Annotated in this window: 28 protein-coding genes; 11 read left to right on the top strand and 17 right to left on the bottom strand. The window is 70.2% G+C overall.

The annotated features are described in order from the left end of the window. Positions 1–14: 14 nt before the first annotated feature. Both HD557_RS12335 and HD557_RS12330 read left to right on the top strand, forming a co-directional pair. Positions 15–500 carry a nitroreductase/quinone reductase family protein gene (locus HD557_RS12335; protein ID WP_196874081.1) on the top strand — a complete coding sequence of 162 codons (486 nt, stop codon included), beginning with the start codon at positions 15–17 and terminating at the stop codon, positions 498–500. A gap of 12 nt (positions 501–512) precedes the next feature. Beyond that, positions 513–953, top strand: coding sequence for a nuclear transport factor 2 family protein (locus HD557_RS12330; protein ID WP_008360060.1), 441 nt, complete (start codon positions 513–515; stop codon positions 951–953). Between the two features lie 4 nt (positions 954–957). On the opposite strand, the gene HD557_RS12325 is transcribed toward HD557_RS12330, so the two are convergent. Then, entirely contained in the window at positions 958–1,347 is a 390-nt protein-coding gene (locus HD557_RS12325; protein WP_196874080.1) for a winged helix-turn-helix transcriptional regulator, read from the bottom strand. A 63-nt stretch (positions 1,348–1,410) separates the two neighbouring features. Here HD557_RS12325 and HD557_RS12320 point away from each other — a divergent pair, with 63 nt between their 5' ends. After that, positions 1,411–2,142, top strand: a complete 732-nt coding sequence (locus tag HD557_RS12320) for an SDR family NAD(P)-dependent oxidoreductase (RefSeq protein WP_231380266.1) — start codon at positions 1,411–1,413, stop codon at positions 2,140–2,142. Here the strand turns inward: HD557_RS12320 and HD557_RS12315 are convergent. The 6 genes from HD557_RS12315 to HD557_RS12290 all read right to left on the bottom strand — a co-directional run bounded on the left by HD557_RS12315 (position 2,126) and on the right by HD557_RS12290 (position 7,082). Beyond that, positions 2,126–2,869: a class I SAM-dependent methyltransferase gene (locus HD557_RS12315; protein WP_196874079.1), complete on the bottom strand. Its 744-nt coding sequence runs from the start codon at positions 2,867–2,869 to the stop codon at positions 2,126–2,128. The genes HD557_RS12320 and HD557_RS12315 overlap by 17 nt on opposite strands. Before the next feature lie 41 nt (positions 2,870–2,910). Then, the gene (gene pcaD / locus HD557_RS12310; protein ID WP_196874078.1) at positions 2,911–3,678 is read right to left on the bottom strand and encodes a 3-oxoadipate enol-lactonase; all 768 of its coding nucleotides are present in this window, start codon (positions 3,676–3,678) and stop codon (positions 2,911–2,913) included. A gap of 146 nt (positions 3,679–3,824) precedes the next feature. Then, the gene (locus HD557_RS12305) at positions 3,825–4,406 is read right to left on the bottom strand and encodes a hypothetical protein (RefSeq protein WP_196874077.1); all 582 of its coding nucleotides are present in this window, start codon (positions 4,404–4,406) and stop codon (positions 3,825–3,827) included. Positions 4,407–4,556: 150 nt separating this feature from the next. Further along, positions 4,557–5,612, bottom strand: a complete 1,056-nt coding sequence (locus HD557_RS12300) for a ferredoxin--NADP reductase (protein WP_196874076.1) — start codon at positions 5,610–5,612, stop codon at positions 4,557–4,559. Beyond that, the gene (locus HD557_RS12295) at positions 5,602–5,907 is read right to left on the bottom strand and encodes a hypothetical protein (protein ID WP_008360072.1); all 306 of its coding nucleotides are present in this window, start codon (positions 5,905–5,907) and stop codon (positions 5,602–5,604) included. The genes HD557_RS12300 and HD557_RS12295 overlap by 11 nt, the downstream gene beginning before the upstream one ends. Beyond that, positions 5,907–7,082: a Rieske 2Fe-2S domain-containing protein gene (locus HD557_RS12290; protein WP_008360074.1), complete on the bottom strand. Its 1,176-nt coding sequence runs from the start codon at positions 7,080–7,082 to the stop codon at positions 5,907–5,909. Before HD557_RS12290 ends, HD557_RS12295 begins: the two co-directional genes overlap by 1 nt. A 70-nt stretch (positions 7,083–7,152) precedes the next feature. Between HD557_RS12290 and HD557_RS12285 the strand changes: the two genes are divergently transcribed. The 4 genes from HD557_RS12285 to HD557_RS12270 all read left to right on the top strand — a co-directional run bounded on the left by HD557_RS12285 (position 7,153) and on the right by HD557_RS12270 (position 12,066). Then, positions 7,153–8,355 carry an acyl-CoA dehydrogenase family protein gene (locus tag HD557_RS12285; protein WP_196874075.1) on the top strand — a complete coding sequence of 401 codons (1,203 nt, stop codon included), beginning with the start codon at positions 7,153–7,155 and terminating at the stop codon, positions 8,353–8,355. Between the two features lie 25 nt (positions 8,356–8,380). Continuing rightward, entirely contained in the window at positions 8,381–9,457 is a 1,077-nt protein-coding gene (locus tag HD557_RS12280) for an acyl-CoA dehydrogenase family protein (protein ID WP_196874074.1), read from the top strand. Positions 9,458–9,706: 249 nt separating this feature from the next. Then, positions 9,707–10,372 (top strand): hypothetical protein, encoded by a 666-nt coding sequence (locus HD557_RS12275; protein WP_196874073.1) that lies wholly within the window; start codon positions 9,707–9,709, stop codon positions 10,370–10,372. A gap of 452 nt (positions 10,373–10,824) precedes the next feature. Further along, entirely contained in the window at positions 10,825–12,066 is a 1,242-nt protein-coding gene (locus tag HD557_RS12270; protein WP_196874072.1) for an HNH endonuclease signature motif containing protein, read from the top strand. Positions 12,067–12,093: 27 nt separating this feature from the next. On the opposite strand, the gene HD557_RS12265 is transcribed toward HD557_RS12270, so the two are convergent. Then, positions 12,094–12,546, bottom strand: coding sequence for a MarR family winged helix-turn-helix transcriptional regulator (locus tag HD557_RS12265; RefSeq protein ID WP_196874071.1), 453 nt, complete (start codon positions 12,544–12,546; stop codon positions 12,094–12,096). Positions 12,547–12,607: 61 nt separating this feature from the next. On the opposite strand from HD557_RS12265, the gene HD557_RS12260 reads away from it, so the two are divergent. Continuing rightward, the gene (locus tag HD557_RS12260) at positions 12,608–12,976 is read left to right on the top strand and encodes a VOC family protein (protein ID WP_196874070.1); all 369 of its coding nucleotides are present in this window, start codon (positions 12,608–12,610) and stop codon (positions 12,974–12,976) included. A gap of 15 nt (positions 12,977–12,991) precedes the next feature. Here the strand turns inward: HD557_RS12260 and HD557_RS12255 are convergent, their stop codons facing one another. Continuing rightward, positions 12,992–13,429, bottom strand: coding sequence for a hypothetical protein (locus HD557_RS12255; RefSeq protein WP_196874069.1), 438 nt, complete (start codon positions 13,427–13,429; stop codon positions 12,992–12,994). 92 nt (positions 13,430–13,521) lie between these two features. Here HD557_RS12255 and HD557_RS12250 point away from each other — a divergent pair, with 92 nt between their 5' ends. After that, positions 13,522–14,034, top strand: coding sequence for a hypothetical protein (locus tag HD557_RS12250; RefSeq protein WP_008360087.1), 513 nt, complete (start codon positions 13,522–13,524; stop codon positions 14,032–14,034). On the opposite strand, the gene HD557_RS12245 is transcribed toward HD557_RS12250, so the two are convergent. The 3 genes from HD557_RS12245 to HD557_RS12235 form a co-directional block, all read right to left on the bottom strand. Next, the gene (locus HD557_RS12245) at positions 14,031–14,852 is read right to left on the bottom strand and encodes an alpha/beta fold hydrolase (RefSeq protein ID WP_008360088.1); all 822 of its coding nucleotides are present in this window, start codon (positions 14,850–14,852) and stop codon (positions 14,031–14,033) included. The two genes, HD557_RS12250 and HD557_RS12245, sit on opposite strands and share 4 nt — an antisense overlap. A 170-nt stretch (positions 14,853–15,022) precedes the next feature. After that, positions 15,023–16,132, bottom strand: a complete 1,110-nt coding sequence (locus HD557_RS12240) for an NAD(P)H-dependent flavin oxidoreductase (RefSeq protein WP_008360089.1) — start codon at positions 16,130–16,132, stop codon at positions 15,023–15,025. Next, complete coding sequence (locus HD557_RS12235) at positions 16,129–17,772, bottom strand: acyl-CoA synthetase (protein WP_008360090.1); 1,644 nt, start codon at positions 17,770–17,772, stop codon at positions 16,129–16,131. The genes HD557_RS12240 and HD557_RS12235 overlap by 4 nt, the downstream gene beginning before the upstream one ends. Positions 17,773–17,819: 47 nt before the next feature. Between HD557_RS12235 and HD557_RS12230 the strand changes: the two genes are divergently transcribed. Then, positions 17,820–18,626: a crotonase/enoyl-CoA hydratase family protein gene (locus HD557_RS12230; RefSeq protein ID WP_008360091.1), complete on the top strand. Its 807-nt coding sequence runs from the start codon at positions 17,820–17,822 to the stop codon at positions 18,624–18,626. 170 nt (positions 18,627–18,796) lie between these two features. After that, a complete protein-coding gene (locus HD557_RS12225; RefSeq protein WP_008360092.1) occupies positions 18,797–19,384 on the top strand; it encodes a dihydrofolate reductase family protein in 588 nt (195 codons plus the stop codon). A 6-nt stretch (positions 19,385–19,390) separates the two neighbouring features. On the opposite strand, the gene fadD8 is transcribed toward HD557_RS12225, so the two are convergent. From fadD8 to HD557_RS12200, 5 genes are all read right to left on the bottom strand, one after another. Further along, the gene (gene fadD8, locus HD557_RS12220; RefSeq protein ID WP_040755503.1) at positions 19,391–20,968 is read right to left on the bottom strand and encodes a fatty-acid--CoA ligase FadD8; all 1,578 of its coding nucleotides are present in this window, start codon (positions 20,966–20,968) and stop codon (positions 19,391–19,393) included. Positions 20,969–21,030: 62 nt separating this feature from the next. Beyond that, positions 21,031–21,747 (bottom strand): PaaI family thioesterase, encoded by a 717-nt coding sequence (locus HD557_RS12215; protein WP_008360094.1) that lies wholly within the window; start codon positions 21,745–21,747, stop codon positions 21,031–21,033. A gap of 14 nt (positions 21,748–21,761) precedes the next feature. Further along, positions 21,762–22,985, bottom strand: a complete 1,224-nt coding sequence (locus tag HD557_RS12210) for an NADH:flavin oxidoreductase (protein WP_196874068.1) — start codon at positions 22,983–22,985, stop codon at positions 21,762–21,764. Beyond that, positions 22,982–23,839, bottom strand: a complete 858-nt coding sequence (locus HD557_RS12205) for an SDR family oxidoreductase (protein WP_008360096.1) — start codon at positions 23,837–23,839, stop codon at positions 22,982–22,984. The genes HD557_RS12210 and HD557_RS12205 overlap by 4 nt, the downstream gene beginning before the upstream one ends. A 31-nt stretch (positions 23,840–23,870) precedes the next feature. Beyond that, positions 23,871–24,920: an LLM class F420-dependent oxidoreductase gene (locus HD557_RS12200; RefSeq protein ID WP_231380265.1), complete on the bottom strand. Its 1,050-nt coding sequence runs from the start codon at positions 24,918–24,920 to the stop codon at positions 23,871–23,873. Positions 24,921–24,954 lie beyond the last annotated feature (34 nt).

Raw genomic sequence — 24,954 nt, 5'->3', positions numbered from 1 at the left:
CCAGAGTGTTCGCCATGTCTCCTTCTCTCGATCGTCCTGCTGGCCTGGACTCGCCGCTGACGGCGAGGATCATCAAGTACGGCGCCCGTACCAACGCGGCGCTCTTCAAGCTGACCAACGGCCGGGTCGGCGGTCGGTGGCGGGTGATGGCGGGCTGGCGCAAGCCCGCGCCGGTGCTCCTCCTCGAGCACATCGGCCGCACGTCGGGACGCACCTTCAGCACTCCCCTGCTGTTCATGCGGTCCGGCCCCGACCTGGTCGTCGTCGGCTCCCAGGGCGGGCTGCCGAAGGATCCGCAGTGGGTCGCCAACCTGCGCGCCCAGCCCGACGTCGCCGTCCGCCTCCCCCGCAGCGGCCGCAGCCTCGTCCGGGCCCGCGTCGCCGACCCCGCCGAGCGGGCCGCGCTGTGGCCGCAGCTGCTGGGGACGTACGCGGACTTCGAGACCTACCAGACCTGGACCGACCGGGAGATCCCGGTCATCGTCCTCTCACCTCGCTGAAGGAGACCTGCCATGACCACGCACATCGATGGCGTTCAAGAGCTCATCGACCGCGCCGAGATCACCGACGCGCTGACCCGCTACACCCTGGCCGTCGACGACGGTGACTGGGACGCGCTCGACACGGTGTTCGCCGCTGACGCCACGATCGACTACTCCGAGTCCGGCGGCACCGTCGGCGAGGTCGCCGACGTCAAGAAATGGCTCGCCGAGATGCTGCCGGCGTTCTCCAGCAAGCGGCTGCACACGATCGGCCAGGTCGGGATCACGTTCACCGACGAGGGGGCGGACGTCGTGGCGTACTTCGACAACCCGATGGTGATCGCCGACGGGTCCGGCGGCGAGCGCGTCGTCGAGGTCGGCGGCCGCTACCGGCACAGCTTCGTGCGCACGCCGGACGGCTGGCGCTCCCGCCACCTCCACGAGGAGGTCTTCTGGACCCGCGGGTTCTGACGCGTCAGGCCGCCTGGCCGCTCACCACCCACTCCGCGAGCCCGGCGAGCGGAACCAGCAGGTCCCGGCCGCGGTCGCTGAGGGCGTACTCCACGCCCGGCGGGATCGTCGGGAAGACCGTACGCGTCACGATCCCGTCCTCCTCCAGCGTGCGCAGGGTCCGGGTGAGCATGCGCTGGCTGATCCCCTCGACCCGGCGCCGCAGCTCGTTGTAGCGGTGCGGGCGCTCGGCCAGCATCACCAGCACCAGCAGCGTCCACTTGTCCCCGAGCATCTGCAGGGTCTGCGTCACCGGACACGCCTCGTAGTCCCCGGCCGGGACCAGCTCCGGCAGCCCGGGGCCGAGAGCCACGCTCACGATGTGCCGGGGCACATCGGTGTTCCCATCTGACATTGAAGTGCCTTCTTCCGCGAGCGCCGCCGGACGGCGAGGGTTGCTGACATCAGCAACCTATCCATGAGGGAGAAGAAGATGAGCACGATCGCGGTCCTGGGCGCCGGCCCCGGCCTGGGGATGTCGGTGGCGCAGCGGTTCGCCGAGGAGGGGTACGCCGTCGGGCTGGTCTCCCGCAGCGCGGACCGCCACCCGGGCTACCTGGAGACGCTGGCAGCCAGCGGAGTGCCGGCCGTCGCGGTGGCCGCCGACCTCCGAGAGCCCGGTGGCATCAGCAGCGCCCTCGCCGAGATCACCGCCGAGCTCGGTCCGATCGACGTCGTCTACCACGGCCCCGGCGCCCACGACCTGAGCGCACCGACGGTCGGCATCCTCGAGACCGGCCCCGCTGAGATCCGCCGCGCGACCGCCGAGATCGTCGAGCCCGCCGCCGAGGTCGCCTCGCTCGTCCTGCCCGCGATGCGCTCCCGTGGCAGCGGCTCCCTGGTGTACGTCTCCGGGGTCAGCGCGCTCGTCCCGCTCCCCTTCCTCGGCCCATACGCCCCCGCCTCGGGCGCACTGCGGACCTACGCCCGCACCCTCGCCGCAGCCGTGGCCGAGGACGGCATCCACGTCGGCTCGCTCGTCGTCGGCGGCCTCATCGAGCGCGGCGACATCCACCAGATGCTCACCGAGCCCGGCACCCCCGCCCCCTACGCCACCCTCGACCCGGACAAGGTCGCCGACGCCGTCTGGCGGCTGGCTGCCGGGACCGAGGACGAGATCGTCTTCGACGTGCTCACCCCGCAGCACTGAGATCGCCGCATCGGGCGAGGAAGACATCCTCCTTGCCCGGGCGATCCGGGGCGTCGCGTACCTCGCTCACGGTGAAGCCGTGAGCGAGGAGGTCGCGCTCGATCTCGGCGCGGCCGCGGAAGCGGAGGGTGGAGGTCGAGGTCAGGGTCTCGTCGCCGATGGTGGTCGACCCCTGGAAGGTGACCAGCGGAAGGTCGACGTCGGTGACCGTGCGGGTGACGACGGCGGTGCGGCCGTCCGGAAGGTCGACGGTCGTCGGTGGGAGATCCCACTCCTCCCAGGCTCGGGCCTCCGGGCGACGGGTCTCGAAGACGAACCAGCCACCGGGGCGGAGACCGCTGCGAACGCCGGCGAGCGTCACGGACCAGTCCTGGTCGGAGACGAAGACCTGGGCGACGTTGCCGGTCAGCACGGCCAGGTCGGCGTCACCGGGAAGGTCGGCAAGCGCGGTCGCGTCGCCGTTGATCCAGGTCACGCGGTCGGCGCGTGGCTTGGTGCGGGCGACGTCCAGGGACGCTGCGGCAGGATCGACGCCGGCCACGGTGAACCCCTCCTCGGCCAGTCGAACCGCGAGCGAGCCCGTGCCGCAACCGATGTCGACGACACGATGGGCGCCGACCTCGTGGGCGATCGCGACATAGACCTCCAGATCGGAACGGTCGCTGTCGAAGACGTCGTAGAGCTCGGCCTGACGGGGGTCCGCGAACGCGGCATCGGGTTCTCGCATCGACCCGAACCTAGTCAGGTCGCGCACCCTCCCGCACGCGGTTAACCCTGGAGGTGGTCGATGATCGCGGGGGTGATGGTCTCGGGCCGCTCGGCGCTGGCCAGATGCGCCGAGTCGGGGACCACCAGCAGCCGGCCGTCCTCGACCGTCTTCGCGATCTCCTTCAGATGGGGAGGCGGCGTGGCTGGGTCATCGACACCGGCGATGGCCAGGGTCGGTGCGGTGATCGCGGGCAGGTCGTCGCGCAGGTCCATGGCGGCGATGACCTCGCAGCAACCGGCGTACCCCTCGGCGGGAGTCTCGGCCACCATCGCCTCGCAGGACGCCTTCACCTCGGGGCTGGTCTCGAGGAAGCCAGGGGTGAACCAGCGGGCGACGACCGCCTCGGCGACGGCCTGGGCCCCCTCGGTCCGGACCGTCGCCGCACGGTCGCGCCAGGCTGAGGACGGAGCCAGGTACGCGCCGGTGCACAAGAGGACGAGGCGGTCGACGCGGTCGGGGTTGCGTGCGGCGAGCCGCATGCCGGTCATGCCGCCGAGCGAGAGGCCGACGAAATGGGCTCGCTCGACACCCAGGCGGTCCAGGAGGGCGACGACGTCGTCGACGAGCTCGTCGATCGAGTAGGGGCCGGCGGGCACGGGCGACGCGCCGTGTCCGCGGGTGTCGTAGCGCACCACACGGAAGTGCCGCTCGAGATCGTCGAGGTTCTCGTCCCACATGGCGTGGGTGGCGCCCAGCGAGTTGGACAGCACCACCACCGGACCGTCCGTCCGGCCCGAGACGACATGGTGCACGTCGACCGCGTTCACGACGCCACCTGCTCGCGGCGGACCGGGGCACGGCTGGCTACACGGGTGACGTCCATGCCCGAGAATCTAGGAGCGCCGACCTGATGTTGGGAAGTATCGATATGCCCGGCATTGATACGCCCGGCGTATCAACAACCGAGCAGGCGTCAGCCGAGGCCCGGCCGGGCGTGCAGCCCGCCGCCGGACTCGTAGAGCAGACCCTTGTCCTTGATCAGCTGTCCCGCAGCCGCCAGGACCGGGCTGGTGCCGACGGCGGTGCTGGACATCGAGGTGATCGCCTCGAACATCTTGACGGCAGCGTCGTCCACGGCGGGCCAGTTCCACTCCGAGGGAGCGGGACCGATCGGCTCGACGGCGTGCCAGCGGGTCGCGCGGGCCTCGGCCATGGTGGTCAGGGTGCTCCAGCCGAGGCCGCCGAGACCGACCACGCCACCGAAGTTGAGGCTGATCAGACCCCAGCCGCTGCACTGGTACTCATAGGCCGACGGACCGAACTCGGACTCGTCCAGCTCGACCCGGGTGATCACCGGCTCGGGGCCGGTGTTGGGGGCGTAGAGCTTGAACGCGGGCCGAGCCGCCAGCAGCGAGGCCGAGGCCGTCGTGGTGATCTCGCTCAGCGGCTGGCCAGGGGCCGAGTAGGCGTCGAAGACCCGGAAACCGAGGTCGAGGGCATAGCCGACGACGAACCGTCGGTCGTCCTGGGCGGCGTAGAAGTTGCGATTGAACACGTAGGGGGAAACCTCGCTTGAGTCCCAGTGGTCAGCCGATCCGGTTCGCTGCGGATGACCCGGTGGGAGGTGGTTCGGGCAGCGCGACACTATCGCGCCCGGAGCGACGACCTGGCAACCGGTTGGTGATCTGTGTCTCCCGCGGGTGCCTCAGGAGTAGGTGCCGCGGACGGTGTCGGTGGTCGGCAGCGACTGGCAGCCGAGCCGGATCCCGTCGTCGAGGTCCTCCTGCTCGAGCACGTCGTTGCGCGCCATCTTCACCTCGCCCTCGAGCAGCCGGAAGGCGCACGCCGAGCACTCGCCCTCGCGGCAGGAGTAGGGCGCCTTGACCCCCTTCGACTCCAGGAAGTCGAGCATCGGCGTGCCCGGGTCCCAGTCGTCGTACGTCGTCGTGGTGCCGTCGAGCTCGATCTCCAGCGTCACCGGCTGCTGGGCGACACCGTCGCCCTCGATGACCTCCGCCTCGGCCTCCTCGACCGGGGCGACGTCACCGAACGGGTTGCCGCCCAGGGACGCGAACTTCTCCTGGTGCCGGCGTGCCCGCGGGAACTCCAGCTCCTTGAGCGCCGCGATCGTGGCCTTCATGAACGGCGCCGGGCCACAGACGAAGGCGTCGTACGTCAGATGGTCCGCCGCGAACGCCTTCAGCTGCTCCCCGGTGGGCAGCCCCTGGACCGACTCGAGCCAGTGGACCACCTGGAGCCGGTCCGGATGCTCGGCGGCCAGCCGCGCCCACTCCTCGGCGAAGATCACCGAGCGCTCGTCGCGGTTGGCGTAGAAGACCACGATCCGGCCGGTGCCCTCCCGCAGAGCGGTCCGGGCGATCGAGATGATCGGGGTGACGCCCGACCCGCCGGCGAAGAGCAGGAAGTCGGCGTCGATGTCGGCGGGGGTGAAGATCCCACTCGGCGGGAGCACGCGAAGCGTGTCGCCGGGGCGGAGGTTGTCGCAGATCCAGTTGGAGGCGTAGCCGTCGACGGTGCGCTTGACCGTCACGGTCAGCGGGTCGCCCGGCGCGCTGGAGAGCGAGTAGCAGCGGGCCGCGAGACCGTCACGGTCGCTCGGCACCGCAACGGTGAGGAACTGTCCCGGCTTGGGCTGGAAGGCGTGCCTCACGTCCTCGGGGAGCTCGAAGACGATCGAGTGCGCGTCGGCTGTCTCCTTGACGACGTCGCTTACGGGCAGCAGGAAGGAGTCAGTAGCCATCCTCGGCTCCGATCTGGATCCGGCCGTCGGCGACGGCTGCTTCGATGGACGCGGCCAGACGGGGGCAGCGGGCGTGGACGAGCCGCGCGCCGTCGGCGGCGGCCTTGCGGCGTACGAGGTCCGGACACTGGGCCTGCGCCTCGGCCGTCCACTGGACGGAGGTCTGGTGCTCGCTGTTCTTCTTCACCCCGACGCGGGCGAGACAGTCGAGACACTCCACCTCGACCAGGCGGGCCTGGGTGTAGAGCCGCTGGTCCTCGATGGTCTCCTGCGACGTCGGGACGAACGAGGCCATCAACTGACCCCGGCGTCGCTCGACGCGGCGGCCTCGGTTTCGGCCTTCTCCGCCTCGATCCGGCGGAGGTTCTCGGCGACCTCCTCGTGCCAGAACTCGTTGGCCTTGGTGGTGTCGACCTCGAACTCGAAGCGGGCACGCATCTCCGGCTCGATGTCGGCGACGTCGACGTAGAACTGCTCGTACCAGCGGCGCAGCTGGTAGACCGGGCCGTCCTCCTCGCACAGCAGCGGGTTCTGCACCGGCGCCTTGTTCTCCCAGATCGCCACGTCCTGGAGGAACCCGTCGCCGAACATGTCGGCGTACTTCTTGCCGATGAAGTTGGCGGTCTTGTCGTCGAGGCCCTCGGGCTTCTTGACGGTGATGCCGTACTGCAGGAGGAACGAGTCCGGACCGGTCGGGATGTGGCAGTTGATCAGGATCACCTCGGTCACGAAGCCCTTGTAGTCGACCTCGAGCCAGTTGATCATGTACGCCGGGCCGTAGTAGGTCGCCTCGGACTTGAGGAACATGTCGGCGTCGCCGTAGCCGCCGGCCACGTCGGGCCGCCCCTTCGAGGCCATGTACTGCGTCGCGGTGTGGTCCTCGAAGACGTTGCGGAAGTCGGTCGGGAAGGCGAAGTGCACGTAGTAGAAGTGCGCCATGTCGACCACGTTGTCGATCAGCTCGCGGCAGTGGCTGCCCTTGATCGGGACGGTGTTCCAGATCCAGTCGGTGTAGACCTCGCGGTTGCTGATGTCGGGCAGCTCCGGCGGCAGGATGTCGTAGTCGGCCTTCGACCCTTCGGGGTCGTGCCAGATCAGCAGCGAGTCGTTGCGGATCACCGTCTCGTACGCCTTGGTGCGGGCGCGCAGCGGGACCCGGCGGGCGTAGGGGATCTGCTTGCAGCGGCCGTCGGCGCCCCAGCGCCAGTCGTGGAACGGGCAGCCGACCTCGTCGCCCTTCACGGTGCCCTGGGTGAGGTCGCCGCCCATGTGGCGGCAGTAGCCGTCGAGCACGCCGAGCTCGCCCTTGCTGTTCTCCCAGACGACCAGCTTGCCGCCGAACGCCTCGACCGCGTGCGGCTTGCCGTCCTTGAACTCGCTGGCCAGACCCAGGCAGTGCCAACCGCGCGCGAAGCGCTCCGGCTGGGAGCCGTGGTCGAGCGTGCGGGTCTGGGTGGTGGGGTCGGCCATGGTCGTACCTTCCGCTGGTCTGAGCCTGGTGGGCCTGTTCAAAAACAAGAACCTGTTCTAGTTTTATCACATGCATGTGGCCTTGACACCCGCCCAGGAGCAACTTCGCTCAGAGCTCAACTCCTATTTCGCCCAGTTGGTCACGCCGGAGCGTCGCGCCGCGCTGGCGCGAGCGTCGGGTGAGTTCGGGGACGAGGCCGACAAGGAGGTCTACCTCTCGACCATCCGGCAGATCGGCGCGGACGGCTGGCTCGGGATCGGCTGGCCGAAGGAGTACGGCGGCCAGGACCGCTCCATGGTGGAGCAGCTGATCTTCACCGATGCCGCCGCCGTGGCCGGGGTGCCGATCCCCTATCTCACGCTCAACACGGTCGGCCCGACGATCATGCGGTTCGGGACCGAGGAGCAGAAGGCGTACTTCCTGCCGAAGATCCTCGCCGGCGAGCTGCACTTCTCGATCGGCTACTCCGAGCCGGGCTCGGGGACCGATCTCGCCTCGCTGCAGACACGCGCCGTTCTCGACGAGGGCACCGGCGAGTGGGTGATCAACGGCCAGAAGATGTGGACCTCGCTGATCCAGTACGCGGACTGGATCTGGCTCGCCTGCCGGACGGAGCCCGAGGCGTCGCGCCACAAGGGGCTGTCGATGATCCTGGTGCCGACGTCGTCGGAGGGTTTCTCCTATACGCCGGTCCAGACCGTCGCCGGCGTCGGCACCTCGGCGACCTACTACTCCGACGTCCGCGTGCCGGCCTCGAACCTCGTCTCCGAGCGCGGAGGGGGCTGGGCACTGATGACCAACCAGCTCAACCACGAGCGGGTCGCGCTCACCTCGGCGGCGCCGCTGGTGCACTCGCTCGGGCTCGTCAAGGAGTGGGCACGCACCACCGTCGTGCCCGACGGCAGCCGGGTGATCGACTCCGAGTGGGTGCAGGTCGCGTTGGGCCGGGCGCACGCGCGGATCGAGGCACTCTCGCTGGTCAACTGGAAGCTCGCCTCCGACGCCGACCACGGGGTCGCACTCTCGCCGGCCGAGGCGTCGGCGACCAAGGTGTACGGCTCGGAGCTGGCGACCGAGGTCTACCGGACGCTCATGGAGATCGTCGGCCCGCACGCCGGGGTGACGGCCGACTCCCCCGGCGCCGTGCTCGCCGGCCGCCTGGAGCGGTTCCACCGCTCATCGCTGGTCATGACCTTCGGCGGCGGCACCAACGAGATCCAGCGAGACATCATCGGCTACGTGGGCCTCGGCCTCCCCGCCGCCAAGCGCTGACCACCCCGACCCCCGAGGACACCTCATGGACTTCTCCTTCACCACCGAATCCGACGACGCCGCGGAGCTCGCGGCGAAGATCATCGGCGACGCCACCTCGCTCGAGCGGCTGCGTACGGCCGAGGCGGACGCCGGCGACCGCGGCCGCTTCGACCCCGACCTCTGGTCCGCGCTCGGCGAGGCCGGGCTGCTGGGGCTCCATCTTCCCGAGGCTCATGACGGTGCCGGGCTCGGGCTCGTCGAGCTGTGCCGGGTGCTCGTCGAGGCCGGGCGACGCGTCGCGCCGGTGCCGCTCGCCGTGCACGGGCCCTGCGGGCTGCTCCTCTCGGAGACCGCCGCGGACGCGCTGACCGGCGTTGCCGACGGGTCTCGTGTGCTCGCCGCCGCGGTCGCCGAGGAGCACTCCCATCTGCCCGACTCCCCCACCGTCATCGCCGCGGGCGACACGATCACGGGCGTTAAGACGCTGGTCAGAGCCGGGATGATCGCCGACGCGTTCCTGGTCACCGCCTCGGTGCCGGACGGCACCGTCGGGGTCTTCCTGGTGGAGGCGTCGGCCGCCGGCGTCGACCGCCAGGCTCAGCACACCAGCGACGGAGACGTCACAGCATTGGTCTCGTTCTCATCGGCGCCTGCCCGCCGGATCGGCGACGCCTCTGCTGCGGACCGGCTGGGTGAGCTCCTGACCGTCACCGCTGCCGCCGAGCTGCTGGGCGTCACCGAGGGCGCCCTCGAGCTCACCTCCTCCTACGCCAAGACCCGGGAGCAGTTCGGCCGCGCCATCGGTACCTTCCAGGCGGTCTCGCAGCGCCTGGCCGACGGGTTCATCGACGTACTCGCCCAGCGGCTCACCCTCTGGCAGGCCGTCTGGCGGGTCTCCTCCGGGCTGCCTGCCGCCGAACAGGTCGCGGTCGCCAAGCTCTGGGCTGCCGACGCCGCCCACCGCCTCGCCCACACCACCGTCCACGTGCACGGCGGTGTCGGCATCGACCTCGACGGCGAGGCCCATCGCTACTTCACCACCGCCAAGCGCTTCGAGTTCGTCTTCGGAGGCGCCACCGAGCAGGCGCTCAAGATCGGACGTACGTTCGCGGCGTCCTGACCTCGAGCGGATCCCGGAGGGGCTTCGGCGTTCGCCGGAGCCCCTCTTCTCGTGGCGGTTGTCTGTGCGGTATCGCGGCTCGCAACCAGGCTGTGCGATAGCGCTTCGGCCTATCGGGCTTGCTATCGCGGCGATCGGATCGTCAGGGGTGAAGGTCGGGGAAATTCGTGTGCGGGGCACGCCGGTCGGTGTCATCATCGCTCGCAACCGAGAGCACCGCTCTCATCGCGCCCGCCGAGGAGCTCCGCAGTGACCGTCCCCCACGCCTCTCCCCACGTCTCCCCCGTCCACCGCACGCGCCTGGGCGCGATCGCCCTGGCGATCGCCGGCGTCCTCTTCGCCGTCTACGAGGCCGCAGCTCCGCGCACCGACCAGACGACGCTCGACGGCGCGGCATCCTGGACCACCGCCGGCTGGAGCATCGCGCACATCAGCGCGATCGTCGGCCTCGTCCTGATCCCGCTCGGCTACGGCGCGATCCGCGGCTTTCTCGAGGGCACTCCACACGAGAGGACCGCGTTCCTTGCCGCGACCACCGGCTACATCGGCTCCGGCCTGACCATCTCCTACTACGGAGCGGAGGTCTACGGGCTCAAGGCCATCGGTCAGCGCGCGGTCGCCGACGGTGACGCCAGCCTGACCGACGTGGGCAACGACTTCCGCCTCGATCCGACCGCGATGACCGTCTTCGCCATCGGGCTGCTGCTGATCGCTGTCGCGGCCGTGCTCGTCGCGATCGCCGTCTGGCGCTCGGGGTCCCTCCCCCGCTGGAGCGCAGTACCGCTTGCGGCTCTCCTGGTCACCATGCTGCCCCAGTATTTCTTGCCGCACGCGTTGCGGATCGCCTGGGGCGGACTCGTTGCTGCTGCGGCTCTGTGGCTCGGGTTGGCTCTGTGGCGGGCTGGGCGGGTCTGAATCAGGGCGCTGCGCTGGCCGCGGATCGTGTGGGGAGGCTTGGTGTGTGTCCGTCTGGTCTCGGGTCTGGGTTCCAGCACGGGTGGGGCCAATACCGGGTTTGGGTTGGGAGATTTACCAAGCCAGGGTGTCTGGGTTGGGTGCCATTTCCCTGACTTGCCTGGGTTCCAGCAGCGATCTGGGTTTGGTTTGGGATACCTGTCCCTGATCGGGTTGGGTTCATTTTGCTTTGTGTGGTAGGCTCGGCGCAGGCGTAAACGTGAAGGCCGACCACCTCGAAAGAGGCGTGCCCCGATCATTCAATGTGCGGGTATTCCAGGGGAACCAGGGGCGTGAACGCTGAGCTGCGAGGGTAAGTAATAGCCCGTACTGCCGGGCCTCCGAGACCAGCGAACCAGGCGGATCTGCGCGGGCAGATCCTTGAGTTCGTACGTCGGGAGGTGACCGCTTCGATGACCACGCTGCAACAGCCCCAACACCCCGTCCTCGAGGCCGTCGTCGGCATCACGGCCGCTCTGGACCAGGTTGCGGAGGCGACCCCGGCGTTCATGGGCACCGACCAGAAGGCCACCACCCTGGTCCAGATCGCCCGCGCGAAGGCGCAGCTGGCCGAGCTCGAGCTCCGCGTGCTCGCGACCGCTGACGATGTCGCCGCCGAGTCTGCCGCACGGGATGTGGCGGCCTGGCTTCATCACCACACCCATCAACGCCCCGAGGCCCTGCGGGCCGACCTCCGACTCGCTACCGCACTGGACCGGTCCTACGGCCTGGTCGCGGCCGCGATGCGCAGTGGTCGATGTAACCCCGCCCAAGCCGCCGTGATCGTCGCGGCCCTCGACGAGCTCCCGGCCGACCTCGATGTCGAGATCAAGACCAAGGCCGAAGAGACCCTCCTCGCCTACGCCACCCAGTTCGACCCCACCCAGCTGCGCCGCCTGGGACGGCGGATCCTGGAGGTCATCGCCCCCGAGATCGCCGAGGCCGAAGAAGCTCGACGCCTCGCCGCCGAAGACGCCCACGCCCGGAAGAAGACCCGGCTGAGCATGCGCCGCCTCGGGGACGGCACCACCCGGATCGCGGCCGTGGTCCCGGACGCGGCAGCGGACCGGCTCGCCACCAACCTGGAAGCCTTCGCCTCACCCCGCCGCGAGGACGGCACCCGCACCGAGACCGGCGACTACCTGCCCTACGCCCGTCGGCTCGGCCTCGCGTTCTGCCAGCTCCTCGAGACCCTCGACCCAGCCCGGCTGCCGATCCACGGCGGGGACGCCACCACCGTGATCGTGACCATCGACCTCGACCAGCTCCGTACCGAAGCCGGCATCGCCCAGGTCCTCGGTGGCAGCCCGATCACCGCCGCCGAAGCCCGGCGCCTGGCCTGCACCGCTGGCATCATCCCCGCCGTCCTCGGCAGCAACTCCGAAGTCCTCGACCTGGGCCGCAAGGAACGCCTCTTCACCGCCGCCCAACGCCGCGCCCTCCTCCTCAGATCCGCCACCTGCGAGGCCGAAGGCTGCGACATCCCCGGCACCTGGGCCGAAGCCCACCACTGGATCGAATGGGCCCAAGGCGGCGCCACCGACCTGTCCAACGTCGCACTCCTCTGCAGCCATCACCACCACCGCGCCCACGACCCCACCTACCTCCACGAACGCCTCCCCAACGGCGACATTCGCTTCACCAGGCGTACGTAGGCCGGCCCTTCGAACCGATGACCACGGTCACCCGGAGGCCGACGGACCCCGCAACGAGCGGATCATCCCCTGCAGGATCCGGAACGCCTCGGCCTGATCGGCCGGCGTCATATCGGCGAGCATCCTGACCTCGACGGACCGCACCGCCGCGGTCGCCTTCTCGAGCCGTTGTCGGCCGCGTGGGGTCAGCCGTGTCGGCAGGACCTTTCCGACGGGTGCCTCCGCAGGCCTGGTGACATCGCCTTCCCTCTCGAGGGACCGGAGCAGGACGTTCATCGTCTGTCGCGTCACGAAGGCGCCACGGGCGAGCTCGGAGTTCGACAGGCCGGGGCGCTGGGCCAGCAGCTCCAGGCAGGCGTAGTGGGTGATGCTCATGCCCAGTGGTCGCAGCACCTCCTCCATGGCGGCGCGGAGGGCGCTCGAGGCCTCCTTCAGCAGGTAGCCGAGCGACTTGTCCAGGTCGACGCCGTCTTGACTCATGTCAGCATCCTGACATACGTTCCTTGTGTCAGAAAACTGACACAACCCTGAGGAGACCATCATGCCCGTCACCGGCCCCGACTTCATCTCGCTGCAGGCCCGCGATCTCGACGCCTCGCAGGCGTTCTACGAGCACTATCTCGGCCTCGTCCGCTCGCCGGCCGGGCCTCCGCACGCTGTCGTCTTCGAGACGAAGCCGATCGCATTCGCTCTCCGCGAGGTGATCCCCGGCACCGACCTCGAGTCCGTCGCCCAGCCCGGCATCGGCGCCGCCATCTGGCTCCACGCCACCGAGGTGCAGGCCATCCACGACAGCCTCGTCGCCGACGGCCACACCATCGTGACCGCTCCGATCGACGGCCCCTTCGGCCGGACCTTCACCTTCGCCGACCCCGACGGCTACCAGATCACGCTCCACGACCGCACCTGACGGCCGGCCACAGCGTCAGCCTCCGACGCACTCGTCGTTGTCGCCGCCGGAGTAGCAGGGCGGGGCGCCGTAGCCGTCCTGGTCGCGTTCCGGCTCCGGCAGGTCGACCGCCCCGGGGATGTAGCAGAGCACGAGGATCGCGGCTCCGCCGACGACCAGCAGCGCCTGCCAGACCGTCCCGAGAACTCGACGGCGGCGGTTGAGCAGGTGGGTCACCACACCTGCCACCAGGGCGACGGCCAGGATCGTGCCCCAGACCCGATATGCCGCCACGTTCGCAGGCAGCACCTGCGGCTGGTCGCCGAAGAAGACCAGGTAGACGTCCAACCAGTTGGACACCAGGTTCCCGAGCGCGACGATCGCCACGCCCGATGCCAGCACGGTGGCGACGCCGGCCCAGGGCGCCCGCCTGACGCGGCGCGGCGTCAGGATCGGTCGGTCGAAAGCGAGCATGCGACGAGTCTTGCCGACCTGGAGCGCGGCGTGATGAGCCTGCGTACTCAACTGCTTGACCTTCAGGCCGGTCGAAGCCTCAGGCTCGCGACATGACTGCAATGCCCGCTGTTGATCCGACGATGGATGCCATCACCGCTGCCGTGACGCTCGGCCGCGAGGGTGACGTGACCAGGGCACGGGACGACCTGCTCGCGATCTGGGCCGACCTCGGGGTATCGGGAGATCCGCTCCACCGGTGCGTGCTCGCCCACTATCTCGCCGACCTCTACACGGACGCGGCCGTGGCGCTGATCTGGGACGTACGTGCCCTTGACGCCGCCGACGCCCTCACCGACCAACGGGCGCAGGAGCACGAGGCGAGCCTGCAGGTCGCAGGCTTCTACCCGAGCCTGCACCTCAACATCGCCGACAACCTCCGTCGGCTGGGCGCCTTCGAAGCGGCCACCGAGCACATCGGGCGCGCCGAGGAGGGTGCGGACGCACTTCCATTGGGGCCGTACGGTGACATGATCCGTGCCGCGATCGGCGGCATCGGCGCTGCGATCGCAACGCGCGACACCGCGCCTCGGGCAACCTCCCCGAGCGTCGGTGGGGCTGGCTAGGACGCCATCGTGATGCTGCCGAGGATCGCCGCGGCTGCGGCCTCGGGCGCCTTGGTAGGGATCCAGTGACTGACGCCGGGGAGCTCGATGAACTCGTAGGGGCCGGTGACGGAGTTCTCGTTGCCCTCCAGCGCGGTGCGGCCGATGGCGACGTCGCGGTCGCTCCAGAGCATGGTCGTCGGGACCGAGACCCGGCCGACGCGCGGGGCCAGGAAGAGGGCGCGGTACCAGCCGAGCCCGCCCGGGAGCGCGCCGTAGTCGACGATCTCCTCACGGAAGCGCTCGACGTCCGCGTCGGTCCAGCCGCTCCCCCGCATCATCCGCTCCATCCGGCCGTCGCGCCCGGAGACCAGCTCGGGAAGGAAGGGGATGTTGAAGTAGGCCATGTAGGCCGACTTGCGCCGCTGCGGACCCTTCATGGAGCGCGCGAACGGGACCGGGTGCGGGACCGACATCGCGGTCCAGCTGCGCACCAGGTCGGGCCGTTTGGCCGCCACTCCCCAGCCGACCGCACTCCCCCAGTCGTGACCGGCCAGGTGGACCGGACGCCCGATCTCGTCGATCAGCGCCACCACGTCCTCGACGAGCTCGCCGGCGCCGTAGCCCAGGCGCGTACGCGGCCGGGCGCCGGGCGAGTAGCCGCGCTGGTCCGGGGCGAGCGTGCGGAAGCCGGCCTCGTGCAGGATCGGCGACACCTCGCGCCAGCAGGTCGCCCGCTCCGGGAAGCCGTGCAGGAGCACGACCGGGTCGCCGTCGGCGGGGCCCGAGTCGATCACGTCGAAGGTGAGTCCGTCACGTACGTAGCTCGAGATCGTCACGCGCCCATCCTGTCAGTCGCTCTCCGCTCCGAGGCGGGCTCGGGTGTGCGGTAGCGGCGCCGGCGACCAAGCTGTGCGATAGTGCGCGGCTGCAAAGTCGGCCATCGAGCAGGCGCGAAAGAGGCGCCGGCTCGATTCTCGGAGCCGGCGCCTCTCGTGGTCTTGCGGGTCTAGCCTTCGGCGATCGCGTCCAGGCGCTTGACCGTCGCCTCGAACTCGGCGATCAGGTCGGCCATGACCTCGGCGACCGTACGCACCTCGTTCATCCGGCCGACGATCTGCCCGACCGGCATCGCGACGACGTCGGGATCCCCGGCCGCGTTGATGCGGTTGTGGGCGTCGGAGACGAGCAGGTTCTGCAGCGGCATCGGCAGCGGCGTGGGCGAGCCCTCGGCCTCCCAGGCGTCGGTCCACTTCGACTTCAGCAGCCGGGCCGGCTTACCGGTGTAGATCCGCATCCGCCGGGTGTCGGCCGAGGTCGCGCGGGTGAAGGCGGTCTCCCAGCCGGCGTGGGTGTTGAGGTTGCGGTACTCCGACGTCCCGAGCCAGATGGAGCCCGTCCAGACGCCCTGCGCGCCGAGCGCCAGCGAGGCGGCGATCTGCCGGCCCGACCCGATCCCGCCGGCCCCCAGCACCGGTACGTCGGGCCCGACCGCATCGACGATGTCCGGCTGGAGCACCATCGAGGCGATCTCGCCGGTGTGCCCACCGGCCTCGTAGCCCTGGGCGACGATGATGTCGACGCCGTTGGAGACGTGGGAGACCGCGTGCTTCGGGGCGCCCGCGAGCGCGGCCACCTTGATCCCGTGCTCGTGCGCCTTCTCGATCACGTCGTTGGGCGGGGTGCCGAGCGCGTTGGCGATCAGCACCGGCCGGTGCTGCAGCGCGACGTCGACGTGCGAGCGGGCGGTGGAGTGCAACCAGCCGAGCACCCCCTCGCGCCCCTCCCCCTCCGGCAGCGGCGGCACGCCCAGCGAGAGCAGGGTCTTGTCGACCCACTCGGTGTGCTCCGCCGGGATGTAGGCGGACAGGTCGGTCGAGGTGCCCTCGGTCGGCACCTTCATCGGCATGACCACGTCGACGCCGTACGGCTTGCCGTCGGTGTTCTCGTCCATCCAGGTGAGGGTGCGGTCGAGCTCCTCGGCGTCGTTGAAGCGTACGCAGCCCAGCACGCCCAGCCCGCCGGCCTTGGAGACCTCCGCGGCCACGTGCTCCGAGGGGGTGAAGGCGACGATCGGGTAGTCGATCCCGAATGCCTCGCACAATGGCGTACGGATCATGCTGTTGCTCCTTCGGAGTCCTGCTCGGTCGCTTGGCTGGCCAGGGCGATCTCCTTGGCCTTGGGGTACTGGGCCTTGCCGGTGGCGTTGCGGGGCACCTCGTCGACGATGGTCAGCGCTCGAGGCAGCTTGTAGCCGGACAGGTGCGCCCGCAGGAACGTACGCAGCCCCTCGAGCTCGATCGTCGCGCCCGGTCGCGGCTCGACGACCGCGGCCACCGCCTGGCCGTAGCGCTCGTCCGGGATGCCGACGACGAGGGTGTCGTAGACGTCGGGGTGTGCCTTGATGGCCGCCTCGACCTCCTCGGGGTAGACCTTCTCGCCACCGGTGTTGATGCAGTTCGAGCCCCGGCCCAGCAGCGTGAGGCGGTTGCCCTCCTCGATCCGGGCGTTGTCGCCCGGGATCGCGTAGCGCTCGCCGTCGATCTCGACGAACGTCTTCGCCGACTTCTCGGGGTCCTTGTAGTAGCCGACCGGCACGTGACCCTTGCGGGCCGTGCGGCCGATCTTGCCGACGTCCTTGGCGAGGTCGAGCGGGTGGCCGTCGTCGCCGATGACGGCGGTGTGCGCACCAGCGGTGACCACCGGCCCGTCGGTCGAGAGCGCGGAGGCGTCCTGCAGGCCGGTGCCCTGGAAGCCGGTCTCGGTGGAGCCGATCGAGTCGGTGAAGACGGCGTTCGGGAACGCCTTCATCCAGCGCTCCTTGACCGACTTGGAGAAGATCGCGGCGCTGGAGGCGATCGCGAACAGCGACTGGCCGTCGAAGCCGCCGGCCTCGTACGCGTCGATGAGCGGCACCGCCATCGCATCACCGGTCATGAACATCATCTGGACCTTCTCGCGGTCGACGATCTCCCAGGTGCGTACCGGGTCGAACTTCGGCTCGAGGATCGTGACCTGGCCGGCGAAGAGATGCATGAGGAGCGACGCCTGGGCGCCGCCGTGCATCAGCGGGCTGAGCGGGAGGGTGATGAGCCCGTCGCCCGCGGCCTGCTTGGACTGGTCGTACTCCTCCAGCGGCGCGCCCGTCATGAAGTCGATGCCGCCACCGAGCACGCGCCAGAAGTCCTCGTGGCGCCACATCACGCCCTTGGGGAACCCGGTGGTGCCGCCGGTGTAGATGACGTGGATGTCGTCGGGGCTACGCTCGCCGAAGTCGCGGGCGTCGGACTGGCCGGCCTGCGCCTCCTCCAGGGTGACGCCGCCGAACGGGCTCAGGTCGGAGTCGTCGCCGGGCTCGAGCGGATCAGGCACCGCGACGAACGTCTTCAGCGCCTCCAGCTTGGGGGCGACCTCGGCGACCAGCGGCGCGTAGACGCGGTCGTGGACGAGGGCCTTGAGGTCGGCGTTCTCGAAGAGGTACTCCAGCTCACCGGCCACGTAGCGATAGTTCACGTTGATGGCGACGGCACGGATCTTGAGGATCGCGAGCAGGGCGATGACGTGCTCGACGGAGTTCTTGGAGTAGAGCCCGACGTGATCGCCCTTCCCGATCCCCTGGGCGGCCAGGTAGTGGGCCAGTTTGTTGGACTCACGCTCGAGCTCGGCGTAGGTCACTTTGCGGTCGCCGACTTGGACCGACACCTTCTCGGGCGCGGCGTCGACGGCGTGTTCGAAGAGGTCAGCAAGGTTCAGCGCCATGACTGCGAGACTAGAACACGTTTCAGTTTTCCGCTAGGGTCGATGTTATGCCGATCACAGAATCTTCTGCCGAGACGCCGCACGCGATCGTCGAGCAGGACGGCCACAAGCTCATCGTCACGATGAACCGGCCCGAGCGCCGCAACGCGCTCTCCTCCGAGATGCTGCGGATCATGGAGGACGCCTGGGACCGGGTGAACTCCGACCCTGAGATCCGGGTCTGCATCCTGACCGGCGCCGGTGGCTACTTCTGCGCCGGGATGGACCTGAAGGCGGCCGACGAGAAGCCGCCCTCGGAGTCCTTCGAGGAGGGCTTCGACCCGACGGTGCTCAAGGGCCTACTCAAAGGCTTCCGGCTCACCAAGCCGCTGATCGCCGCGGTCGAGGGACCCGCCATCGCCGGCGGCACCGAGATCCTGCAGGGCACCGACATCCGGGTGGCCGGCGAGTCGGCGAAGTTCGGCGTCGCCGAGGCCCGCTGGTCGCTCTACCCGATGGGTGGATCCGCGGTGCGCCTCCCCCGCCAGATCCCCTACACGGTCGCCGCCGAGCTGCTCCTGACCGGACGTACGTTGAAGGCCCCCGAGGCCAAGGAGCTCGGCCTGATCGGCCATGTCGTCCCCGACGGCACCGCCCTGGCGAAGGCCCACGAGCTCGCCGACATGATCGCCGCCAACGGCCCGCTCGCGGTCCAGGCCATCCTCCGCACCATGCGCGACTCCGAGGGGAAGCACGAGGACGAGTGCTGGGCCGACGACGCCAAGGTCGGCGCCGCCGTCTTCGCCTCCGAGGACGCCAAGGAAGGCCCCAAGGCCTTCCTGGAGAAGCGCAAGCCCGAGTTCAGGGGACGCTGAGCCGGGCTCAGGCCCGGTCCCTCCGGACGTACGCCGCCCCCGGCAGCATCCGGGGAAGCACGGCCGATCACGACAAACGCCGAGCGCTTCGTGTCGGATCGGCACGATCCTGATCGTGGCGTGGGTGAGCGTCGCCGCCGGCGACGCACGACCGACCACAGGAGGATCCCATGTCCGAGACCCCACGCACCGCACGCACGCCCGTCCGTCTGACCATGTCCATGACCCTCGACGGATTCGTCACCGGCCCCGACGACCGCCCGGGCCAAGGTCTCGGGCGGGGCGGCGGGCGGATCTTCGACTGGCTCGACGACCGTCACGACGCCGGCGTGAACGGCGACGTGTTCCGCGAGTACCTCGCGACGGGCGCGCTGATCTCGGGGCGACGTACCTATGAGCTCGCCGACCGCTGGGGCGGCGACCACCACGACGGCGTGCCCATCCACGTGCTCACCCATCATCCCGACGACGTCCCGCCAGGCAGCGTCCGCTACTTCACCGATGTCGACCGGTGCGCCGACGAGGCCCGTGCGGCGGCCCAAGACAAGGCCGTCATGGTCCACGGTGCTGGCGTCGCCCAGGCACTCCTCGCGGCCGGCCAGCTCGACGAGATCGAGATCCATCTGGTGCCGGTGCTCCTCGGCGCCGGACGGCGGCTCTTCCCCGACGACGGCGTCGGTCCGGTCGAGCTCGAGCTGGTCCGGCGGCTCGAGGGGCGTGGGGTGACGCACCTCCGCTACCTGGTGCGCTACCCCTGAGACACCTCAGCCCGAGAAGCGGGCCCGCAGCGCCTTCTTGTCGGGCTTGCCGAGGGCGGTCATCGGGATCGCGTCGACCTCGATGACCGACTTCGGCGCCTGGACCGAGCCCTTCCGCTCCTTGACCAGGGCCTGGATCTCGGCGACGACGTCGTCGGTGAGGGCTGCGCCGGGACGTACGACGACGACAGCGGTCACGGCCTCGCCGAACTTCTCGTGGGGGGTGCCGATGACGGCGACCTGGGCGACGGCCGGATGGGTCGCGATGACGTCCTCGACCTCGCGCGGGAAGACGTTGAACCCGCCGGTGACGATCATGTCCTTGGTGCGGTCGACGATGTACCAGAAGCCGTCCTCGTCCTCGCGGGCGACGTCGCCGGTGTGCATCCAGCCGTCTTTGAATGTCTCCGCGGTGACCTCCGGGAGCTGCCAGTAGCCACCGGAGAGCAGCGGGCCGGCGACGCAGATCTCGCCCGGCTCGCCGGGTGCGACCGGGGTGCCGTCGGGACCGATCAGGGCGGTGCGGACCAGCGCGGAGGGGCGGCCGCAGGAGGTGAGGCGGTGAGTCAGCGGCGCACCGGAGGCGTCGACGTGGTCGGTCTTCGCGAAGTAGGTGATCGCCATCGGCGCCTCGGACTGGCCGTAGTACTGCGCGAAGATCGGCCCGAACCGCTCGATCGCCTCGGCCAGGCGCACCGGGTTGATCGCGGAGGCGCCGTAGTAGACGGTCTCGAGCGAGGACAGGTCGCGGGTCCGGGAGTCGGGGTGGTCCAGGAGCGCGTAGAGCATCGTCGGCACCACCATGAGCGAGGAGATGCGCTCGCGCTCGATGGTCGCGAGCACCTCGGCCGGGTCGAACTTCGGCAGTACGAACAGGGTGCCGCCCTTGATCACGACCGGCACGAAGAAGGCGGCACCGGCGTGCGAGAGCGGCGTGCACATCAGGAAGCGGGGCGCCTCGGGCCACTCCCACTCGGAGAGCTGCACCTGGGTCATCGTCGCGAACGACCCGGCCAGCCCGATCACGCCCTTCGGCTTGCCGGTCGTCCCGCCCGTGTAGGTGATCGAGGTGACGTGGTCGGGCGGCAGCAGCCGCGCGGTCAACGGCTCGACCGGATAGGTCGCCGCGGCGGCGACCAGGTCGACCCCGACCTCGGCGAGCTGGGGCGGCACCGGCCCGATGGTCAGCACCTGCTTGAGGCCCGGGCACAGCTCGAGCAGCTCGACCGCCCGGTCGGCGAAGTAGGGGTCGATGACGATGCCGGTGATCCCGGCGTCGTTGATCACGTACGCCTGGTCCTCCGCGCTGCCCAGCGGGTGCAGCGAGGTGCGCTGGAATCCCTGGGTCTGGCCGGCGCCGAGGATGAAGAGCACCTCGGGACGGTTGAGCGCGAGCAGCGCGGTCGCGGAGCCGGTGCCGGCCCCGAGGGCCTCGAACGCCTGGACGTACTGGCTGATCCGCGCCGCCACCTCCGCCCCGGTCAGACTCACGTCTCCGAGATGGATGATCGGACGATGCTTGTGGCGCTCCAGCGCCGAGACCATCAGATGACCGTTGTGGGGACCGATGCGGCTGGTATCCATGTGCCGCACCCTACCGTGAAACTAGAACGTGTTCTAGCCCCTGGATCGAGGGCGGCAAGGCCTCAGGCGTCGCCGACGTGCTCCCGGTCGGCCTCGTCGACCGGCTGACGCGCCCACCGGGGCAGGATGAAGATCCCCTCGGCCTCCACGCACAAGATCGGCTCGGAGCCGTCGTCCGGCCGGGTCAGCAGTCGACCGCGCACGATCGCCTTCACGCCCTCGGTCGACTCGATCCGTGCCTCGCCGCGGAGCGGACCCAGCGGGGTGCCGTGCCGGTAGACGATCGTCAGGGTCCCGGTCATCCCGGGCCGGCCGCCCGCGGAGGCGGCCTCGCCGAGCAGCTGGTCCAGGATCAGCGCGGACACACCACCGTGGACCAGCCCCGGCGGACCTTCGTACGCCGGGCCGAGCTCGAAGTCGGCCCAGACGTCCTCACCGTCACGCTGCACCGCCAGCGGCGGGGCGAAGGCGTTCCCCTTCCCGACCACCGGGTTGCCGTAGTTGCGGAACCCGCCATCCGCCCCGAACCGGACCCCATGCGGGCCGGGCAGCGCCTCGGCCAGCAGCTCCTCGGTCAGCGCCTCCACCCGGCGGCGTACGTCGTCGAGGACCGCATCCGGGACCTGGGTGCGTACGACGGCGTCGACGAGCCCGCGGACCGAGTCGGTCAACGGGACCAGGGCGGCCTCGCGTTCCTTGATCTCGGCCTCGGTCATGTCGTCGTGGACGTATCCCGCGGGAGCCTGCGGGTGGTGAGCGCGTCCGTAGTGCATCGACATCTGGGTCCTCGCGTTCAGGATGGGGGCAGCAGGAGGGGATGAGCCTCACCGTAGACGTGCTCGGTGTCGAGGTGGCAGTGGGTCCCCGGGTAGATGGTCGACATGCACAGGTTGCAGTGGATGCATCGCGACTCGGTCGTGGGATCGGCCCGCAGGCGGTTGACCAGATCGGGCTCGCGCAGCAGCGCGCGGGCCATCGCGACGTACTCGAAGCCTTCGTCCATCGCCGTCCGCATCCCGGCCAGGTCGGTGACCCCGCCGAGGAGCACGAGCGGCATCGTGAGCGCGCGGCGGAACTCGCGGGCGGTGTCGAGGAAGTAGAGCGGCTTGTAGGGGTACTCCTTGAAGAAGCCCTTCCCCACCATCCGCATGCCCAACCTGATCACCGGGTGCAGCGGCATGTTGGCGGCCATCTCGCGGTAGGGCGCGTCGCCTCGGAAGAGGTACATCGGGTTCATGAACGAGGAGCCGCCGGTGAGCTCGAGCGCGTCGAGATGACCGTCGGCCTCCAGCAGCCGCGCGAACTCCACCGACTCCGGCAGGTCGAACCCGCCGCGGTAACCGTCGCGCATGTTCATCTTGGCGAGCACGGCGACCTGGCCGCCGACCGCCTCTCGGACGGCGGCGAGGATGCGGCGCGGGGAGGAGGCCCGGTTGACGAGCGACCCGCCGAACTCGTCGGTGCGCGGGTTGAGACGCGGACTGAGGAAGGAGCTAGGCAGGTAGTTGTGGCCGAGGTGGACCTCGATCGCGTCGAACCCGGTCTCCACGGCCATCCGAGCCGCGGCTCCGTGCTGCTCGACGACCCGGGCGAGGTCGGCCGCGGTCGCGGCGCGGTTGAACGCCATCCCGAGCGCGTTGAACGACCGCGCGGGCGCCAGCGAGGGGGCGCCGTTGGACTTCGCGTTGCCCACCGGGCCGGCGTGGCCGATCTGGGCCGAGACCTTCGCTCCGGTCTTGTGGATCTCCTCGGTCAACCTGGTCAGGCCGGGCAGGGCCTCGGGCCGCCAGTAGATGCAGTCGGCATGCGTACGTCCCTCCGGCGCCACCGCGAGATAGGCGACCGTGGTCATTCCGACACCGCCCTCGGCGACAGCGAGGTGGTAGTCGATCAGCCGGTCCGAGACCAGCGCACCGGGCGAGGCGCCCTCGAAGGTCGCCGCCTTGATCACCCGGTTGCGCAGCGTCACCGGCCCGAGGGTCGCGGGCGCGAGCGGATCGGTCGTGGCGTCGGTCATGGGCGGGTCTTCCGGAACTCGCGCATCCTGCGCAGATAGTCCCGCAGCCGCCGGCCGGGCACGGGACGTGGCCAGTCGTCGGCCCGGAACCAGGCGTCGCTGCCGCCGTCGACCACGACGACGCTGCCGACCATGAAGTCCGCGGCCGGGCTCAGCATGTGGATCACCCAGTCGGCGAGCAGCCCGGGGTCACCGTAGCCGCCCGCCGGCACCGGGAACGACCTGATCGCCTTCGCCTCCGACGGCGTCGCCAGCTGCCTCTCCAGCAGCGGCGTCAGAACTGCGCCCGGCGCGATCGCGTTGAGCCGGATCCCGGTGCCGACCCACTCCGGCTCGACCGCGCGCCGCCGCACCCATCGGGTGACGGCGACCTTCGAGCCGCCGTAAGCCATCGCCGGCGCGCCCTTCCCGAAGATCCGGTACGCCTTCACCGCCCGCTCCGCGTCGCCCGCGAGCAGCGCGGCGACCGCGCGGCCGGGGACGAGCGGCATCGTCGTGGTGGAGTTGCTGGAGAAGACCACGACCTTGGCGTTCCCGGCGGCCGCCAGCGCCTCGCGCCAGCCCTCCAGCAGCTCGACCACGCCGAAGTAGTTCACCTGGGTGATCAGGGCGGGCCTTTCGCGGCCCGGCGCCGGGCCGAGGCCGGCCGCGAGGACGGCGCCGTCGAGCCGGCCGCCGACCGCTGCCAGCACCTTCTCGATGGCATCGCGCCGGCCTTGCGCCGTCGACAGGTCGGCGACCACGTCGGCGTCGCGCAGATCCACGGTCACGACCCGGTGTCCGGCGTCGAGGAGCCGTTCGACCACCGCGGCGCCCATGCCCGAGGCCGACCCGGTGACGGCGTAGACCGCCATCAGCGGACCGCCCCAGAGACACGCGCCGCCGTCACCCGAGCACCTCGGCGATGCGGCGGACATCGGCGGCCGAGCCGAGGCTCAGCAGCAGCGTGGTCACACCGGTCTCCTCCCACTGGGCCACCTTGTCGCGTACCTCGTCCTCGGTGCCGATGATGTGCAGGTCGTCGACGAGCTCGTCGGGGATGAGCGCGGTCGCCTTCTCCTTCTCGCCCGTCAGGTAGAGGGCCTGGACCTGGCCGGCGAGCTCGGCGTAGCCCATCCGCTCGAAGACCTGGTTGTGGAAGTTCTGCTCCTTGGCGCCCATGCCGCCCATGTAGAGCGCCGCGAACGGTTTCATCGCCTCGAGCGCGGCCTTCTTCTCCTCGGCGTCGGCGACGATCTGGAGGTGGCAGGTCGCGGCGATCTCGAAGTCGTCGGCGGTGCGCCGCGCGCCGGGACGGGCGAAGCCCTCGGCCAGCCAGTCGGCGTACATCGGCGCGGAACGGGGCGTGTAGAAGATCGGGATCCAGCCGTCGGCGATCTCCGCGGTCTGGGCGACGTTCTTGGGGCCCTCCGCGCCGAGCCAGATCGGGATGTCCGCGCGCAGCGGGTGCACGATCGGCTTGAGCGGCTTGCCGAGCCCGACCGAGCCCTCGCCGGTGAAGGGCAGCGGGTAGTGCGGGCCGTCGTTGGTCACCGGCGCCTCCCGGGCGAGCACCTTGCGGATGATCGAGACGACCTCGCGGGTGCGGGCCAGCGGCTTGCCGAACGGCTGGCCGTACCAGCCCTCGACCACCTGCGGGCCGCTCACCCCGAGCCCGAGGACGAACCGGCCACCGGAGAGATGGTCGAGCGTCAGCGCGTGCATCGCGATCGAGGTCGGCGTACGTCCGGACATCTGCACGATCGAGGTGCCGAGGCGGACCCGAGAGGTCTCCCGGCCCCACCAGGCCAGCGGCGTGAACGCGTCGCTCCCCCACGCCTCGGCGGTGAAGATCGCGTCGAACCCGGCCTCTTCCGCGGCGGCGACGAGCTCGCCGACCCCGCTCGGCGGCTGTGCTCCCCAGTAGCCCAGCTGTAGCCCCAGCTTCACTCTCATCGACTCCTTCGTCCGCAGGCTCCGTAGCCGTTCG

Source organism: Nocardioides luteus (assembly GCF_015752315.1).
GTDB lineage: Bacteria > Actinomycetota > Actinomycetes > Propionibacteriales > Nocardioidaceae > Nocardioides.
This window is presented reverse-complemented; position numbering and strand designations above follow the sequence as displayed.

Bases quoted from the DNA above. Each gene is read 5' to 3' on its own strand.
- HD557_RS12210 (WP_196874068.1), bottom strand. From the start codon at position 22,985: ATGACCGACGCCACGACCGATCCGCTCGCGCCCGCGACCCTCGGGCCG.
- HD557_RS12260 (WP_196874070.1), top strand. From the start codon at position 12,608: ATGCCCGTCACCGGCCCCGACTTCATCTCGCTGCAGGCCCGCGATCTC.
- HD557_RS12295 (WP_008360072.1), bottom strand. From the start codon at position 5,907: ATGGCCTCGTTCGTCCCGACGTCGCAGGAGACCATCGAGGACCAGCGG.
- HD557_RS12315 (WP_196874079.1), bottom strand. From the start codon at position 2,869: ATGCGAGAACCCGATGCCGCGTTCGCGGACCCCCGTCAGGCCGAGCTC.
- HD557_RS12230 (WP_008360091.1), top strand. From the start codon at position 17,820: ATGCCGATCACAGAATCTTCTGCCGAGACGCCGCACGCGATCGTCGAG.
- HD557_RS12265 (WP_196874071.1), bottom strand. From the start codon at position 12,546: ATGAGTCAAGACGGCGTCGACCTGGACAAGTCGCTCGGCTACCTGCTG.
- HD557_RS12255 (WP_196874069.1), bottom strand. From the start codon at position 13,429: ATGCTCGCTTTCGACCGACCGATCCTGACGCCGCGCCGCGTCAGGCGG.
- fadD8 (WP_040755503.1), bottom strand. From the start codon at position 20,968: ATGGATACCAGCCGCATCGGTCCCCACAACGGTCATCTGATGGTCTCG.
- HD557_RS12290 (WP_008360074.1), bottom strand. From the start codon at position 7,082: ATGGCCGACCCCACCACCCAGACCCGCACGCTCGACCACGGCTCCCAG.
- HD557_RS12270 (WP_196874072.1), top strand. From the start codon at position 10,825: ATGACCACGCTGCAACAGCCCCAACACCCCGTCCTCGAGGCCGTCGTC.
- HD557_RS12200 (WP_231380265.1), bottom strand. From the start codon at position 24,920: ATGAGAGTGAAGCTGGGGCTACAGCTGGGCTACTGGGGAGCACAGCCG.
- HD557_RS12320 (WP_231380266.1), top strand. From the start codon at position 1,411: ATGAGGGAGAAGAAGATGAGCACGATCGCGGTCCTGGGCGCCGGCCCC.
- HD557_RS12240 (WP_008360089.1), bottom strand. From the start codon at position 16,132: ATGATCCGTACGCCATTGTGCGAGGCATTCGGGATCGACTACCCGATC.
- HD557_RS12335 (WP_196874081.1), top strand. From the start codon at position 15: ATGTCTCCTTCTCTCGATCGTCCTGCTGGCCTGGACTCGCCGCTGACG.
- HD557_RS12250 (WP_008360087.1), top strand. From the start codon at position 13,522: ATGACTGCAATGCCCGCTGTTGATCCGACGATGGATGCCATCACCGCT.
- HD557_RS12215 (WP_008360094.1), bottom strand. From the start codon at position 21,747: ATGTCGATGCACTACGGACGCGCTCACCACCCGCAGGCTCCCGCGGGA.
- HD557_RS12325 (WP_196874080.1), bottom strand. From the start codon at position 1,347: ATGTCAGATGGGAACACCGATGTGCCCCGGCACATCGTGAGCGTGGCT.
- HD557_RS12280 (WP_196874074.1), top strand. From the start codon at position 8,381: ATGGACTTCTCCTTCACCACCGAATCCGACGACGCCGCGGAGCTCGCG.
- HD557_RS12300 (WP_196874076.1), bottom strand. From the start codon at position 5,612: ATGGCTACTGACTCCTTCCTGCTGCCCGTAAGCGACGTCGTCAAGGAG.
- HD557_RS12330 (WP_008360060.1), top strand. From the start codon at position 513: ATGACCACGCACATCGATGGCGTTCAAGAGCTCATCGACCGCGCCGAG.
- HD557_RS12225 (WP_008360092.1), top strand. From the start codon at position 18,797: ATGTCCGAGACCCCACGCACCGCACGCACGCCCGTCCGTCTGACCATG.
- HD557_RS12285 (WP_196874075.1), top strand. From the start codon at position 7,153: ATGCATGTGGCCTTGACACCCGCCCAGGAGCAACTTCGCTCAGAGCTC.
- HD557_RS12205 (WP_008360096.1), bottom strand. From the start codon at position 23,839: ATGGCGGTCTACGCCGTCACCGGGTCGGCCTCGGGCATGGGCGCCGCG.
- HD557_RS12235 (WP_008360090.1), bottom strand. From the start codon at position 17,772: ATGGCGCTGAACCTTGCTGACCTCTTCGAACACGCCGTCGACGCCGCG.